We start from the raw sequence: 15,488 nt of genomic DNA on the forward strand, positions 1-15,488 counted from the left end.
CGGATCTTGCCGGAGACGCGGGGCTTGGCACGCCCATCTGCGGCGTTGTCGTCACTCACCGACGCTCCCCCACGCTCGACCGCGCTCGCGCGGGGGACCCCCACCGTCGACTCCCTCCTCCGCCTTGCAGCTGCGCGCACCAAGCCCCTCTCACGTGAGCCGACGAGGCACCGCTGCTTTCCTCCGGCCTGATCCGCCGGACAGGCCCTTGGGCCTGTCCGATGGGTCCTGCCGGGCACGCGGGGTCTGGCACGCACTCCTCCAGAGGGGGTGCCCCCAGCCGTGTTGGCGTCGGTCGCCGACGCTCCCCCACGCTCGACCGCGCTCGCGCGGGGGGGACCCCCACCGTCGACTCCCTCCTCCGCCTTGCGCTCGCACGCACCAGACCCCGCTCAGCCGCGCCGAGAAGGCACCGCCCCGACACCCGGCCGGACCCGTCGGACAGCCCCTCGGGCCGGTCGCGGCGGAGTCGGTCAGGGTGTGCGGCGGGTCCACGGGAGGGCCAGCGTCCGGGCCTGGGCGCGGCCCGCCTCGGCGGACGGGGCGCGGGTGGCCGGGTTCAGGGGGTTGTCGCCGATGGCCGTCGCCGAGGCCTCGTCCGGGGCGATGAGGACGACTTCCGCGCCCTGGGCGCGCAGCTCCTCCACGGCTCGCTCCAGCGGCTGCTCGCTGGCGAAGGGCTCGGTGATGCCCAGCGGCACGATCACCAGCACCCGGTCCGCACCGGCGGCGAGGTCGACGTTGGCGATGGAGCGCACCCCGCCGTCGACGTAGCGGCGGTCGCCGATCGTCACCGGCGGCCATACGCCCGGCACGGCGCAGCTCGCCGCGACGGCGTCCACCAGGGGGACGCCCGAGGCGCGTTCGAAGACGACCGGTTCGCCGCTCCCGGCGTCCACCGCGACGACCTTCAGCGCGCGCTCCGGCCAGCCGTGCGCCGGCAGCCGCGACTCGATCACCGCGCGCCGGGCCTCCTCGGACACGGTCCGCGACCCGAGCGCGACCCGGCCGACCTCGCGGCGCAGCTGCGGCACGGAGGCGGCGGAGCCCAGGGCGGCGCCGATCTCCGCCGCGAACTTCTCCAGATCCATCTCGGCCATGATCTCGGCGGACTGCAGCGCGGGATCCACCTGCCGGGCGTACAGCTCCTCCAGGCCCAGCCCGCTGCCCAGTTGGGCCGCCACGGTGGCCCCGGCCGAGGTCCCCACGAGCAGATCGGCCCCGCTGACGTCCTGCCCGGCGTCCGCGAGCCCCGCCAGCAGCCCGGTCATCCACGCGATCCCGCCCACACCGCCGCCGCCCAGTACCAACGCCTCGGTCATCTCTGCTCCTTGAGGTTCCTCGAACGCACCGGTCGTCACCGGTGCCCTACAGCCAGTCCCGCTTCTTGAACACGAGGTACAGCGTCAGACAGACCACGCCCATCAGCCCGATCGCGAACGGGTAGCCGAACAACCAGTGCAGTTCCGGCATGTTGTCGAAGTTCATGCCGTAGATCGTGCCGACCAGGGTGGGCGCGAAGAGGATGGCCGCCCATGAAGAGATCTTCTTGACCTCCTCGTTCTGCTCGAAGCCCGCCTCCGCCAGCGCCCGCATCTCCGCGTTCTGCTGCTGGGTGACCAGGGTCGCGTTGACCGTGAGGATCTCCGTGAGGGCCTGACGGAAGACGTCCACGCGTTCGCTGATGTGGGTGACGTGGTCGGCGACGTCCCGCAGATAGCGCTGGAGTTCCTCGTCGGTCTCGTACTTGGCGAAGCCGGCCATCAGCGCGTGCAGCATGCCGACGAGCGGGCGGGTGGCGCGCTGGAACTCCACCATCTCCCGGGAGAGTTCGTAGATCCGGCGGGACACCTCGGGGTCGCCGCGGAACACCTCGGTCTCGATCTCGTCGACGTCGATCTGCACACCCGAGACCACCGGGGCGTAGCCGTCGACGACCGCGTCGAGGATCGCGTACAGCACCGCCTCGGGACCGAGTCCGAGCAGTTCGGGGGAGTCCTCCATGCGATGGCGGACCGCCGACAGGTCCGGTGCCGCGCCGTGGCGGACCGTGATGACGAAGTCCGGGCCGACGAACACATGCAGCTCGCCGAAGTCGACCTCCTCCGAGGCGTCCAGATAGCGGGCGGCGCGCAGCACCACGAACAGGGTGGCGCCGTAGCGCTCCAGTTTCGGCCGCTGGTGCGCCTCCATCGCGTCCTCCACCGCGAGCGGGTGCAGATCGAATTCGGCGGCCAGCGAGTGCAGATCGGCCCCGGTGGGCCGGGCGAGGCCGATCCAGGCCATGCCCGAGGGCTGCTTGCGCAGCTCGCGGAAGGTCTCGGCCAGCGTGGCTGGGGAGGAGACGCGGACGCCGTCGCGGTACAGCGCCGCCTGGACGATGCTCGCCGGCTCGGCACCGTCCGCCGCGGCGGAGGTGGGCGCGGGGCTCTCGGCGAGGGGTGGCTGGGGCGGGGTGGGGGCGCGGCGCCAGACGGACCTGCGTCCGCCGTTCCTGCCGCTCTCTCGCTCGGACATCGGCCGCCTCTCCGTCGAGCCTTGCGTCTGCGTGATCACTCAGCGGGGATAGGAGGAAAGGATATCCGCGTACCCGCCGCGGCCGGGCTCCACCGCAGTGCAGGATCGGGTGGGAGTCGCGGCCCCGTCAGGTCCGCGACAGCAGGTGGGGGGCGTGCGCCTCGATCGTCTCCCTCAGCTGCCGCAGCGACGGATCGACCAGCGCCCGGCCGGCCACCGTCACGGTCGGCACGGTCTCCTTCCCGTCCGCGACGGAACGGACGAACGCGGCCGCCTCCGGGTCCCGCCAGATGTCGACCCGGGTGTGGCGCAGGCGGGTGAACGCCAGCTTCACGCGCAGCTTCATGCAGTACGGGCACATGGGCCGCCAGTGGACCACCACGCCCTCGTGATCCTCGCTCAGCGCGCTCACCCTCCCGGTACGCCGTCCGATCCGCTCAGCGTAGAGGGGCGGGTCGTCGCACCTCTACAGTCGGCCCATGGAACTCCGCCAGCTCAGCTATTTCGTCGCCGTCGCCGAGGAGTTGCACTTCGGGCGGGCGGCCGAGCGGCTGCACATCGTGCAGTCGGCGGTCAGCCAGCAGATACAGCGGCTGGAGCGGGAGCTGGGCGCCGAGCTGTTCGACCGCTCGCCGCGCAGGGTGCGGCTGACCGGGGCGGGGGAGCGGCTGCTGCCCGAGGCGCGGGCGGTGCTCACGGCGGCGGAGCGGGCGCGGGCCGCGGTGGCGGCGCCCGCCGGGCTGCGCCTCGGCACCAGCACCGGGCTCGGCGAGCATCTGGACCGGGTGCTGGCCGCGTTCGCCGCGCGGTCGCCCGAGGTGCCGGTGGAGCTGGTCTCGCTGCCGGCCGGTGAACGGCTCGCCCGGGTTGCGGCGGGCCTGCTGGACGCCGCGTTCGTCCGCTCGGCCGAACCCCCGGCCGGGGTGCGCGTGGTGCCCTTGTGGCCCGATCCGCTCGTCGCCGCCCTGCCGGCCGCGCACCCGCTCGCGCGACGGGACGAGATCGACCTCGCCGATCTCGCCGGGCTGCCCCTCGCCCTCACCCCGCGCCGCGCCAACCCCGCCCTGGTGGACCTGGTCGTCGGCGCCTGCCGCACGGCCGGGTTCGAGCCGGTGCCCGCACCGGCCGGCGGCACCCTGCACGACACCCTCGCCACCATCGGCGCCCGGCCGCTGTGGACGGTCGTCTACGCCTCGCACGCGCGCGTGCTGGCCACGCCCCGGGTGGCGTACGTCCCCTTCCGCGCGCCCGGACTGGCCCTGGCCACCGGTCTCGCGGTGCCCGCCGCCGACCCCTCCCCGCATCTGCAGAAACTGCTCCTGGCCTGCGGCGATCACGAAGACTGATCGCCGCGGTCGCGGACTGCTCCTTGGTCCGGGGCGCGGCTCGCGATGGACTGGGCCCACCGAACCGGAACACCGCTCAAGGGAGTTCAGCCATGCCGATCGTCACCATCCAGCAGGGCCCGCGCGATGCCGAGCTGAAGCGGGAGCTGGTCAAGCGGGTCACCGACGCCTTCGTCGACGCGTACCGGATCCCGGCGGAGACCGTGCAGGTGTGGATCCACGAGGTCCCCGCGGACAGCTGGGGTGCGGCCGGGAAGCTCACGGCCGACAAGTAGCCCCGCGTCCCACGGGGGCACGTGGATAGGGAGGCGCTGCGGGCCGCTCGTGGTGGCTCGCAGCGCCCCCCTGGCATCTACCCGAGGGATGCTCGGGAGGTCTTCCGGGTCACGAGTTGACCTGCGCGGTCACGAGGTCCGAGAAGGTGGTCAGCCGGGTGTACACACCCGGGTAACCGGCCTCCGCGCAACCCTCGCCCCAGGAAGTGATCCCTGCCAGGACGCCCCCGATGAGCAGGGGACCGCCGCTGTCGCCCTGGCAGGTGTCTACGCCGCCGGTGGTGAGTCCGGCGCACACCATGTCGGACTGGACGAAGTCCGAACCGTAAGAAGTCTTGCAGCTGGTGTCGGCCACGACCGGGACGGTCGCGGTCCGCAGCTGGTTGGAGGAGCTGCCGTTCTCCGAGGTGGTCCCCCAGCCGAGGATCCGCGCCGTGGTGCCGGCCGTGTACACGCCCGTCTGGGACGAGGAGACGTACGACGCCGGGGTGTACGGCATCGCCGTCGAGAGGGTCAGCACGGCCACGTCGTTGCCGTTGGTGGCGTCCGTGTAGTCCGGGTTGACCCAGATCTTGCTGACCTTGCTGACCGTGCCGTCGGAGCCGTTCAGAAAGGTCCGGCCGCCGACCACGCGGACGTTGCCGCTGGACTCGCCGGCCATGCAGTGCGCGGCCGTCACGACCTTCTTCGCGGCCACCAGGGTGCCACCGCAGAACTGGTTGCCGGACGCGTCGGTGATCTGCACGACGAACGGGTACTCCGCCGTGGTGGTGGTCGTACCGCCGACGATGGGCTGCGGGGCGGCGCTCGCCGTGGGGGAGGCGAGCAGCGCGGTCGCCGCGGCGGCGGCGGTCGCCACCACCGTCGCGGCGGTCTTTCTGGCACATCTGAGCCCGAACATGAGTCTCCTCAGTGGGGGTTGCACCGGTGGGGGGTCGCCGGGTGTGGGGGTTGTGCACGGGGGTCGCGGGACCGACCCCCGTATGCCCGGGCGAGCGGCACGCCCTTTACGCTAGGACCCGGAACCCTCGGCTCCCAATGAGGGAACCCCCTAGGGGGTTGGGTGAGGGAAAACCCTCGGTCCGGTTCAGTTAACCGGCCGCGTTCTCACTTCGCGCGGCGAGCCGCCGCCAATCGGACGATATCCACGCGCGATCGGATCCCCAGCTTCCGGTAGACCCGGGTCAGCGTCGCCTCCACCGTCTTCACGCTGATGAACAGCCGGGCGGCGATCTCCCGGTTGGTGGCGCCTTCCATGACCAGCGCGGCGACCTGACGTTCCATGGCGGCCAGCGCCTGAAGACCGTCCAGCCCCTCCAGGGCGTCGGAGGCGGCCGGCGCCGGTTCCGGCTCGGGGGTGGTGAGGGATTCGTCCACTTGGCGGAGCCAGGGCAGCGCACGGCAGCGCCGGAACATCCGGGTGGCCTCGTCGAACGCAGCGGTGGAACCGGGGCGTCGGCCGCGCAGCCGGGCGAGCGCGAACGCCGCCCGCGCCTCCTCCAGCCCGTAGCCGAGTTTGCCGAGCCGGTCCTGAGCGGACGTCAGCTGGCCCACGGCGGCCTCCAGCTCGCCCTGGGCGGCCCTGACCAGGGCCTCGGCGCGGTCGAGGACGGCGAGGACGCTCTCTCGGCCGAGTCTGAGGGCGTGCTCGCGGCTCGTGTCGATGACGTCCTGCGCCTCGGCCGGTTCACCGATTCGGACCAGTGCCTCGGCGAGGTCCCCCTGCCAGCGGCCGCGCGCCGGGTCGGTGATGCCCAGCCCCAGCTCCAGCCGGCGCACCCGGCGCAGCGAACGGACCGTGCCCGCCGGATCCCCGGCCACCAACTGGGCGTACCCGAGCGCGCCCAGGGCCCGGGAGAGGTACATCTGGTCGCCGTCCTCCTCGGCGTGCTCCACCGCCTCCCGCGCGAGGGAGAGGGCCCGGTCCACATCGCCGCCGGAAGCCTCCGCGAGCGAGGTGAGCATCGCCGAGGCGGTCTCGCCGATCCCGGAGTCACGGGCGAGGCGCAGGCTGTCGCGGGCCAGCTCCAGGGCGCGCCCGCAGTGCCCGGCGCGCAGTTCGGTCTCGGCGAGCCCGCGCAGGAAGTGCACCTCGCTCTCCACCGAGCCGCGCCGGCGCACCTCGCGCAGCAGTGCGGTCACCGTCGCGCGGGCCTCGGTCAGCTGGTCGCCCATGACCAGCCAGCGGAACCGGGCGCTGCCCGCCCCGTTGTGGTGCCACGCCACCCTGGGGTCCTGAGGTTCCTTCAGGGCGCGTTTGATGGTCCTCGGCGCCTCCGGATGACCCATCAGGGTCTCGGTCTGCGCCTGGAAGGCGAGGGAGAGCAGCTCGGTGCGCCGGTCCTTGCCGCGGGCGGCCAGCTCGGCGGCGTGCGCGGCGGCCTCGCGGGCCTCGGTGAAGTCGCCCTCCACGATCAGCGCGCGCCAGGCCAGCTGGTAGTGGACCAGGGCCAGCAGCCGGGGGTCGTCGCCGGCGTCGGCGAGGGCCTGCGGGAAGACCGCGTCGACCTCGGCCATGGTGTGGCCGGCGCTGTCGATGACGATGATCCAGGCGCGCACCCGGTCGGCGGGCACACTCGCCCGCGACAGCACCTCGCGGGCGATGTCCCGGGCCAGGTCCAGCTCGCCCGCCGTGATCGCGTCCTCGGCGGCCTGCAGCCGGCGCTCCTGCGGGCTCGGCGTGCCGTCGGCGGGGGTGCGCCGGGCGGCCAGCAGCCCCAGATGGGCGGCGACCGAGGGGGCGCCGCGGTCCCGGGCGAGGGCCGCGGCCCCGGCGAGCCGGGCGGCGACCTCCGGATCGGTGCCGCTGCTGGCCAGGGCCAGGTGCCGGGCCCGTTCGATCGGGTCGGAGGCGGCCGTGGACAGGGCCGCGTGCGCGGCGCGCCGCTCGTGCGCGGGTGCCTCCGCGTACAGCGCGGCGGAGATCAGCGGGTGCGCGAACCGTACGGCCGGCGCGTCGGGCTCGGTGGCCAGCAGGCCGAGTTCGGCGGCCTGGGCGCATTCGGCCTCGGCGTTCTCCCGCCCGGCCGCGTGCAGCAGCGCCGGGGTGGGGCGGGCGCCGGCGCTGGCCACGAGCAGGGTGCGGCGGGCCTCGACGGAGAGCATGTCCAGGCGGCTGAGGACCAGGGCGCGCAGCGAGGTCGGCACCGGCAGGGGTTCGCCGGGCCGGGGCGGGGTGGGGCTCTCGGCGAGGGCACGGCCGAGTTCCAGGGCGAACAGCGGGTTGCCGCCGGAGGTGCGGTGGATCTCGCGCACGGTGGAGCGGGGCAGCGAGCCGTGGCCGCGGTGGTCCAGCAACTGGGCGACCTGGGCGCGGGAGAGCGGCCCCAGCCGCACCGCGAGGGTGCCGGGCGGGCAGGAGCGCAGATGCCGGTCGTACTCCTGGCTCTCCTGCCCCTCGGTGCGGACCGCGCACAGCAGCTGTACCGGGGTGCCCTCCAGACGGCGGGCGGCGAAGCCGAGCAGTTCGGCGCTGGCCGGGTCCAGCCACTGCAGGTCGTCGGCGACGACGAGGACACCGCCCTGCGCGGCCAGCGCGCGCAGCGCGGAGAGCACCGCGAGGCGCAGGGCGAGGCCGTCCCGCTGGAGGCTGGACTCGCCGCGGCCGGTCAGCGCCGACTCCAGGGCGGTGCGCTGGGCCGGGGGCAACTGGGGGGAGACGTCGTCGAGGACCAGTCCGAGGAGGTCGGCGAGGGCGAGAAACGGAAGGTGGGATTCGGACTCGGTGGCCGAGCACCGCAACACGGTGTGCGCGGTGGCGCCGTATTCCTCGGTCAATGCCCGCAGGACGGTGGATTTCCCTATTCCGGCGGGACCGTGGAGCAGCACGCTGCCGCCCGAGGCGAGTTGGTCACGGGCGCCGGCGAACAGGTCCTCGCGGCCGATGACCAGGTCGGGGCGGCACCTGGCAGGCTCCTGGAAGTCCCGTCGCACGGTCACCGCTCCCCTCGTGTGTCGTGTCCGGGCCAAATTCTAGGCAACGATCCTTGAAATTCGGACGGAAGCCGTGGTGAGGGAAATAACAAACGGTCAAGCGCGGGGAAATTCGGGGTGCTCCGCTTGAATGGGCAGGTTTGCTCACCGCCCGGCGTCACGGCAGCAGCCCCGCCCTGCGGGCCGCGGTCACCGCCTCCCCTCGGGTGTGCGCGCCCAGCTTCCGCATCGCCGAGCGCAGATAGCCCTTGACCGTCTCCGGGCGCAGCCCCAGCCGCTCGGCCACCGCCACGTTGGTCGCCCCCGCCGCCACCCAGGACAGCACGTCCAGCTCGCGCGGCGCCAGGGTCACGCCACCGGCTCGTCGCGGCGCGGTCAACAAGCCGCAGGCCGCGAGCAGTTCGGCGCGCAGGCCAGGATCGGCGATGCGCGGGGCCAGCGCCCGCAGGGCCGCATGCGCCTCGCGCACCTGCTCCCAGGCGGCACCCCGCTCGGGGCCGCCGGGGTCCGGCCGGGCCGCCGCCAGCAGCCCCCGCGCCTCGTCGCGCACCACCAGCGCCTGCTCCACGTCGCGGGCGACGGCCATGGCCGCGCCCAGCGTGCGGTCGCCGAGCGGCTCGGCCGAGCGCAGCGCGCCGTAGAGCACCCCGCGCACCCGACGGCGCACCACCACCGGAACGGCGAGGACCGAGCGGATGCCCTCCGCGGCCACCGGCACGTCGTACTCGTGGCTGATCTGCCGCGAGCTGGAGTAGTCCGTCACCGCGCACGGCCGGGCCAGCGCCACCGACTTGCCGCCGAGCCCGCTGCCGGAGGTCACCGCGAGCGAGCGCAGGGCGGTCGTGGTCGTACCGCTCAGCTCGCTGATCCGGATCTGCGGCCGGCCGGACTCGACCAGGCCGCCGAAGGCGACGGGAAGCCCGGTCGCCCGCCGCAGCCGGGCCAGCGCGCCGCCGATCTCCACCGTCCCCGCCGCGTCTGCCGTCACGAGTTCGCCCCTTCTGCCGTCCCCACCCCCGTTCGGGGGTAGTGAGACCTGCATCACGGATTAGACGATGCCAGAGAGCCGCCCGGCAATGGTCGGGTAACGAGGAGGAACCAGATGACGACGGCGACGGAGACGTTCCGCAGGGCCCGGGACTTCCTGCTGGAGCACCGTGCGGACTACGCCACCGCCTACGAGGGTTTCACCTGGCCGCGGCCCACGCACTTCAACTGGGCGCTGGACTGGTTCGACGCGATCGCCGCCGGCAACGACCGGACCGCGCTGCACATCGTCGAGGAGGGCGGCGCCGAGACCCGGCTGTCCTTCGCCGAGCTGGCCGAACGGTCGAACCGGGTCGCCAACCGGCTGCGCGCACGGGGGGTCGCCGCCGAGGACCGCGTCCTCGTGATGCTCGGCAACCAGGCCGAGCTGTGGGAGACCGCGCTGGCCGCCATGAAGCTGCGCGCGGTGGTCATCCCGGCCACACCGCTGCTGGGACCCGCCGATCTGCGCGACCGGGTGGCGCGGGGCCGGGTCAGGCATGTGATCGCGCGGGCCGAGGACACCGCGAAGTTCGCCGACGTGCCCGGCGCCTACACCCGGATCGCGGTCGGCGCGGCACCCGCGCCGGGCTGGGAGCCGTACGAGGACGCCTACACCGCCCCCGCCGCGTTCCTCCCCGACGGCCCCACCCTGGCCGACGACCCGCTGATGCTCTACTTCACCTCCGGGACGACGGCCCGGCCCAAGCTGGTCGAGCAGACCCACACCTCGTACCCGATCGGGCATCTGGCGACGATGTACTGGATCGGCCTCAAGCCCGCGGACGTGCATCTGAACATCTCCTCGCCGGGTTGGGCCAAGCACGCCTGGTCCAATCTGTTCGCGCCGTGGAACGCCGAGGCGACCGTCTTCCTCTTCAACTACACCCGCTTCGACGCGGCCCGGCTGATGGCCGAGATGGACCGGGCCCGGGTGAGCACCTTCTGCGCCCCGCCGACCGTGTGGCGCATGCTCATCCAGGCCGACCTCGGCCTGCTCGCCACCCCGCCGCGTGAGGCGGTGGCCGCCGGCGAGCCGCTCAACCCCGAGGTCATCGAGCAGGTCCGGCGGGCCTGGGGCGTCACCGTCCGGGACGGCTTCGGGCAGACCGAGACCGCCGTGCAGGTCTCCAACAGCCCCGGTCAGCCGCTCAAGACCGGCTCCATGGGCCGCCCGAGCCCCGGCTACCGGGTGGAACTGCTCGACCCGGTCTCCGGCGCGCCCGGCGCCGCCGAGGGCGAGATCGCCCTCGACCTGTCCGAGCGGCCGGTCGGCGTGATGACCGGCTACCACGGCGACCCGGACCGTACGGCCGAGGCCATGGCGGGCGGCTTCTACCGCACCGGCGACATCGCCTCCCGCGACGAGGAGGGCTATCTGACCTACGTCGGCCGCGCGGACGACGTCTTCAAGGCCTCCGACTACAAGATCAGCCCCTTCGAGCTGGAGAGCGCGCTGCTGGAGCACGAGGCGGTGGCCGAGGCCGCCGTCGTGCCCGCGCCGGACGAGCTGCGCCTCGCGGTGCCGAAGGCGTACGTCGTCCTCGCCGAGGGCTTCGAGCCCGGCCCGGACACCGCGAAGGCCGTCTTCGAGCACTCCCGTGAGGTACTCGCCCCCTACAAGCGCATCCGCCGGCTGGAGTTCGGCGCGCTGCCCAAGACCGTCTCCGGCAAGATCCGCCGGATCGAGCTGCGCGAGGCGACGGCCCAGGGCTCGGCGAACGAGTACCGCGAGGAGGACTTCCGATGACCGCGTCGCCGTCGTACACGCACGGAACCGGCGCCACCGCCCTGCTCGGCGACACCATCGGCGCCGACCTCGACCGGACCGTGGCCACCTGGCCGGACCGTGAGGCCCTGGTCGACGTGGCCGCCGGGCGGCGCTGGACGTACGCCGCGTTCGCCGCCGACGTCGAGCGGTTGGCGCACGCCCTGCTGGCGAGCGGGGTAGCCAAGGGCGACCGGGTCGGGATCTGGGCGGTGAACTGCGCCGAGTGGGCGCTGGTGCAGTACGCCACCGCCCGCGTCGGCGCCGTCATGGTCAACATCAACCCGGCGTACCGCTCCCACGAGGTGGAGTTCGTCCTCGGCCAGGCCGGCATCTCCCTGCTGTTCGCCTCGCTCAGCCACAGGACGAGCGACTACCGGGGGATGGTCGAGGAAGTGCGCGGCCGTTGCCCGCGGTTGCGGGAGACCGTGTACTTCGGTGATCCGAGCTGGGAGGCGTTCACCGCGCGCGGTGCGGCCGGCCGGCCCGAGGAACTGCGGGCGCGCGAAGCCTCGTTGTCCTGTGACGACCCCATCAACATCCAGTACACCTCGGGAACCACGGGCTTCCCGAAGGGTGCCACCCTGTCCCACCACAACATCCTCAACAACGCGTACTCCGTGGCGGAGTTGCTCGCCTACAGCGAGCAGGACAGGATCTGCGTCCCGGTGCCGTTCTACCACTGCTTCGGCATGGTGATGGGCAACCTCGCGGCCACCTCGCACGGTGCCTGCGTGGTCGTCCCGGCCCCGTCCTTCGAGCCCGGGGCCACCCTGCGGGCGGTGGAGCAGGAGCGCTGCACCTCCCTGTACGGAGTGCCGACCATGTTCATCGCCGAGCTGAACCTGCCCGATTTCGCCGCGTACGACCTCTCGTCCCTGCGCACCGGCATCATGGCGGGTTCGTCGTGCCCGGTGGAGGTGATGAAGCGGGTCGTCGCCGAGATGAACATGGCCGAGGTCTCCATCTGCTACGGCATGACCGAGACGTCCCCCGTGTCACTGCAGACCCGCCGGGACGACGACCTGGAGCACCGCACCGGCACCGTCGGCCGGGTCCTGCCGCACCTGGAGGTCAAGGTCGTCGACCCGGCCACCGGGGTCACCCGGCCGCGCGGCACGGCGGGCGAGTTGTGCACCCGCGGCTACAGCGTGATGCTCGGCTACTGGAACGAGCCCGAGAAGACCGCCGAGGCCGTCGACGCGGGCCGCTGGATGCACACCGGGGACCTGGCGGTGATGCGCGAGGACGGCTATGTCGAGATCGTCGGCCGGATCAAGGACATGATCATCCGAGGCGGCGAGAACATCTACCCGCGCGAGATCGAGGAGTTCCTCCACGCCCATCCGAAGATCAGGGACGTGCAGGTCGTCGGGGTGCCGCACGAGAAGTACGGCGAGGAGGTCCTCGCCTGCGTCATCCCGTACGACGCGGCCGACCCGCTCACCCTCCAGGAGCTGCGCGCCTTCTGCGAGGACCGGATCGCGCACTACAAGATCCCCAGCAGGCTCCGCATTCTGGACGCCTTCCCCATGACGGTGAGCGGAAAGGTGCGCAAGGTCGAACTGCGCGAGAAGTACGCGACTTCGGACACGACGGCCGGATGACGTGGGGTGCGGCGCCGAGATCGATGCTGCGCGCGGTGTCGGTGAGGTGAGCGGCACGGCCGTACCTGCGCGACGGGGGCCTCGCCGCGTCAGACCCCGTCGGCGCTCAGCTCGTCGGCCGGTGTGTTGACCGGGCGGGGCAGGCCCGTGAGGTCGAGGACGAACAGCGGGACGCGCAGGGTGTCGGCCTGGCTGCGGGCGTCGTCCGTGTAGCCGGCCAGGGAGAAGTACACGCAGTCCGCGGACTCCGTCATCGCCGTCAGCCACAGGCACTCCACGTCCCGGGGCGCCGCCGGGCGGACCGTGGGGTCCACCTGGGCGAGGAGGCCGTGGGCGGCGAGCCCGATGCCGTTGGGCGGGCGCTGGTCGGCCCGCCGGATGCCTTGATAGCCGAGCCAGCGCAGATAGACCGCGGCGGTGGTGACGGCGTCGCGGGCGGTGCGGATGGTGCGCGGCTGGAAGGCGGGGCGGGCGGCACGGGCACCGGGTCGGGTGGCGGACGCGGGCGCGGGGTGCGCGGGGGAGGCCGGCCGCGCGGGTGACGCGCCCGACTCCGACGGCGGCACCGCATCCGCACCGGGTGCCGGGTCCGCGCCTGGCCCCGGACGTGCCGTCGGCCCCTTCCCCGGCGTCGGCTTCGATCCCGGTGTCGAGTCCGTTCCGGATGCCGGGGTGTGCGACGAGGGCGTGGGGCCGGTCACCGGGATGCGCAGGACCGTGCCGCAGGGGCAGCCCAGCTCCGGGTGCGGCCAATGGTTGCGGCGGTGGCAGACGGTGCAGGGCAGCGCGATCCACTCGTCGTCCCAGGCCCGGTGCTCCGACACGACCGGCTCCGCCGCCCGATCGAGCCGCGGGGCGGTGGGCGCGCCGCACGCACACGGATACACCGGCGCGGCATAGATGTGCTCGCGTCGGCAGGCCGGACAGTGCACCGGCACGCTCTCGGGCATGGCCCACTCCCAGGCGTCGCGTCGGGACGGCGGTCTCATCGTCCTCCTCTTCCACCCTGCTTGTCCGGCGCTTGCCAGGTCTCCGGCCTCTCTTGACGACTTTGGCGCACGCTTCTACATTGATTCCAGATAGTAGAAGTTAAGTTCCACAATGCGGAAATTTGACACCTTGGAGATGTGCTCACCGCGGGGCGCGACGGGAGTACGCATCCGACAGCCGAAGCAGGAGTACTCGATGGCTCGTATGACCGCTGCCCGCGCGGCAGTTGAGATCCTCAAGCGCGAGGGCGTCACCGACGCCTTCGGTGTGCCGGGCGCGGCGATCAACCCCTTCTACAAGGCCCTCAAGGAGGGCGGCGGGATCAGCCACACCCTCGCCCGCCATGTCGAGGGCGCCTCGCACATGGCCGAGGGGTACACCCGCACCAAGCCGGGCAACATCGGCGTCTGCATCGGCACCTCCGGCCCGGCCGGCACCGACATGATCACCGGCCTGTACTCGGCCATCGGCGACTCCATCCCGATCCTGTGCATCACGGGCCAGGCGCCCACCAGCGTGATCCACAAGGAGGACTTCCAAGCCGTCGACATCGCCTCGATCGCCAAGCCGGTCACGAAGATGGCGGTCACCGTCCTGGAGGCCGCGCAGGTCCCCGGCGTCTTCCAGCAGGCCTTCCATCTGATGCGCTCCGGCCGTCCCGGCCCGGTCCTGATCGACCTGCCGATCGACGTCCAGCTCACCGAGATCGAGTTCGACCCGGAGACGTACGAGCCGCTGCCCGTCTACAAGCCGGCCGCGACCCGCGCCCAGATCGAGAAGGCGATCTCCTTCCTGCTCGCCTCCGAGCGCCCGGTGATCGTCGCCGGCGGCGGCATCATCGGCGCCGACGCCGCCGACCTGCTGGTCGAGTTCGCCGAGCTGACCCGGACCCCGGTGATCCCGACCCTGATGGGCTGGGGCACGCTGGCCGACGACCACGAGCTGAACGCCGGCATGGTCGGCGTGCAGACCTCGCACCGCTACGGCAACGCCAACTTCCTGGAGTCGGACTTCGTCCTCGGCATCGGCAACCGCTGGGCCAACCGCCACACCGGCTACAAGCTCGACGTCTACCGGGGCGAGCGCAAGTTCGTCCACGTCGACATCGAGCCCACCCAGATCGGCAAGATCTTCCCGCCGGACTACGGTGTCGTCTCCGACGCCAAGGCGGCGCTGGAGCTGTTCGTCGAGGTCGCCAAGGAGCTGAAGGCCGCGGGCAAGCTGCCCGACCGCGCCGACTGGGTCGCCTCGACCCAGGAGCGCAAGGCCACGCTGCTGCGCCGTACCCACTTCGACAACGTGCCGATGAAGCCGCAGCGCGTGTACGAGGAGATGAACAAGGCCTTCGGGCCGGACACCCGGTACGTCACCACCATCGGCCTCTCCCAGATCGCCGGCGCGCAGATGCTGCACGTCTACAAGCCGCGGCACTGGATCAACTGCGGCCAGGCCGGCCCGCTCGGCTGGACCATCCCGGCCGCGATCGGCGTCGCCAAGGCCGACCCGGACTCCCCGGTCGTCGCCCTGTCCGGTGACTACGACTTCCAGTTCCTGATCGAGGAGCTGGCGGTCGCCGCCCAGCACAGGATCCCGTACGTCCACGTCCTGGTGAACAACGCCTACCTGGGCCTGATCCGGCAGGCGCAGATCGGCCTAGACATCAACTTCCAGGTCAACCTGGAGTTCGAGAACATCAACGCGCCGGAGCTGGGCGTCTACGGCGTCGACCACGTCAAGGTCGCCGAGGGCCTCGGCTGCAAGGCGATCCGGGTCACCGAGCCGGACCAGCTGGGCGCGGCCTTCGAGCAGGCGAAGAAGCTGGCCGCCGAGTACCAGGTGCCGGTCGTCGTCGAGGCGATCCTGGAGCGGATCACCAACATCTCGATGAGCCGCACCATGGACATCAGCGACATCTCCGAGTTCGAGGAGCTGGCCACCGAGCCGGGCCACGCGCCGACCTCGATCAAGCCGCTGAAGGTCTGACGCCGCCGCACACGCCAAGGGCGGCCCGTCCACTCGGACGGGC

General features: G+C 72.6%; 12 protein-coding genes. 5 read left to right on the plus strand and 7 right to left on the minus strand.

Going from position 1 to position 15,488, the window contains the following annotated elements; translation table 11 throughout:
* Positions 1-473: 473 nt before the first annotated feature.
* The 3 genes from AQI95_RS19155 to AQI95_RS19165 form a co-directional block, all read right to left on the minus strand.
* Positions 474-1,322: a patatin-like phospholipase family protein gene (locus AQI95_RS19155; RefSeq protein ID WP_067124584.1), complete on the minus strand. Its 849-nt coding sequence runs from the start codon at positions 1,320-1,322 to the stop codon at positions 474-476.
* A gap of 46 nt (positions 1,323-1,368) precedes the next feature.
* Entirely contained in the window at positions 1,369-2,517 is a 1,149-nt protein-coding gene (locus AQI95_RS19160) for a magnesium and cobalt transport protein CorA (protein ID WP_067124587.1), read from the minus strand.
* A 127-nt stretch (positions 2,518-2,644) separates the two neighbouring features.
* On the minus strand, positions 2,645-2,929 hold the full coding sequence (locus tag AQI95_RS19165) for a glutaredoxin domain-containing protein (RefSeq protein WP_341849469.1): 285 nt from the start codon (positions 2,927-2,929) through the stop codon (positions 2,645-2,647).
* 67 nt (positions 2,930-2,996) lie between these two features.
* Here AQI95_RS19165 and AQI95_RS19170 point away from each other — a divergent pair, with 67 nt between their 5' ends.
* On the plus strand, positions 2,997-3,863 hold the full coding sequence (locus tag AQI95_RS19170; RefSeq protein ID WP_067124590.1) for a LysR family transcriptional regulator: 867 nt from the start codon (positions 2,997-2,999) through the stop codon (positions 3,861-3,863).
* A gap of 92 nt (positions 3,864-3,955) precedes the next feature.
* Positions 3,956-4,138: a 4-oxalocrotonate tautomerase DmpI gene (gene dmpI, locus AQI95_RS19175; RefSeq protein WP_023545801.1), complete on the plus strand. Its 183-nt coding sequence runs from the start codon at positions 3,956-3,958 to the stop codon at positions 4,136-4,138.
* Positions 4,139-4,247: 109 nt separating this feature from the next.
* Here dmpI and AQI95_RS19180 read toward each other — a convergent pair whose 3' ends face one another.
* From AQI95_RS19180 to AQI95_RS19190, 3 genes are all read right to left on the minus strand, one after another.
* Positions 4,248-5,039, minus strand: a complete 792-nt coding sequence (locus tag AQI95_RS19180) for a S1 family peptidase (RefSeq protein WP_067124593.1) — start codon at positions 5,037-5,039, stop codon at positions 4,248-4,250.
* Between the two features lie 206 nt (positions 5,040-5,245).
* Positions 5,246-8,077, minus strand: a complete 2,832-nt coding sequence (locus AQI95_RS19185) for an ATP-binding protein (RefSeq protein WP_067124596.1) — start codon at positions 8,075-8,077, stop codon at positions 5,246-5,248.
* 151 nt (positions 8,078-8,228) lie between these two features.
* The gene (locus AQI95_RS19190) at positions 8,229-9,059 is read right to left on the minus strand and encodes a helix-turn-helix transcriptional regulator (RefSeq protein ID WP_067124599.1); all 831 of its coding nucleotides are present in this window, start codon (positions 9,057-9,059) and stop codon (positions 8,229-8,231) included.
* A gap of 114 nt (positions 9,060-9,173) precedes the next feature.
* Here AQI95_RS19190 and AQI95_RS19195 point away from each other — a divergent pair, with 114 nt between their 5' ends.
* A complete protein-coding gene (locus AQI95_RS19195; RefSeq protein ID WP_067124602.1) occupies positions 9,174-10,847 on the plus strand; it encodes an AMP-binding protein in 1,674 nt (557 codons plus the stop codon).
* Positions 10,844-12,472, plus strand: a complete 1,629-nt coding sequence (locus tag AQI95_RS19200) for an AMP-binding protein (RefSeq protein WP_067124606.1) — start codon at positions 10,844-10,846, stop codon at positions 12,470-12,472. The genes AQI95_RS19195 and AQI95_RS19200 overlap by 4 nt, the downstream gene beginning before the upstream one ends.
* 89 nt (positions 12,473-12,561) lie before the next feature.
* On the opposite strand, the gene AQI95_RS19205 is transcribed toward AQI95_RS19200, so the two are convergent.
* A complete protein-coding gene (locus tag AQI95_RS19205) occupies positions 12,562-13,461 on the minus strand; it encodes a hypothetical protein (RefSeq protein ID WP_425264886.1) in 900 nt (299 codons plus the stop codon).
* Positions 13,462-13,657: 196 nt separating this feature from the next.
* Between AQI95_RS19205 and gcl the strand changes: the two genes are divergently transcribed.
* Positions 13,658-15,445: a glyoxylate carboligase gene (gcl, locus tag AQI95_RS19210; protein WP_107121688.1), complete on the plus strand. Its 1,788-nt coding sequence runs from the start codon at positions 13,658-13,660 to the stop codon at positions 15,443-15,445.
* Positions 15,446-15,488 lie beyond the last annotated feature (43 nt).

The sequence above is a fragment of the Streptomyces yokosukanensis genome, from assembly GCF_001514035.1.
Lineage (GTDB): Bacteria > Actinomycetota > Actinomycetes > Streptomycetales > Streptomycetaceae > Streptomyces > Streptomyces yokosukanensis.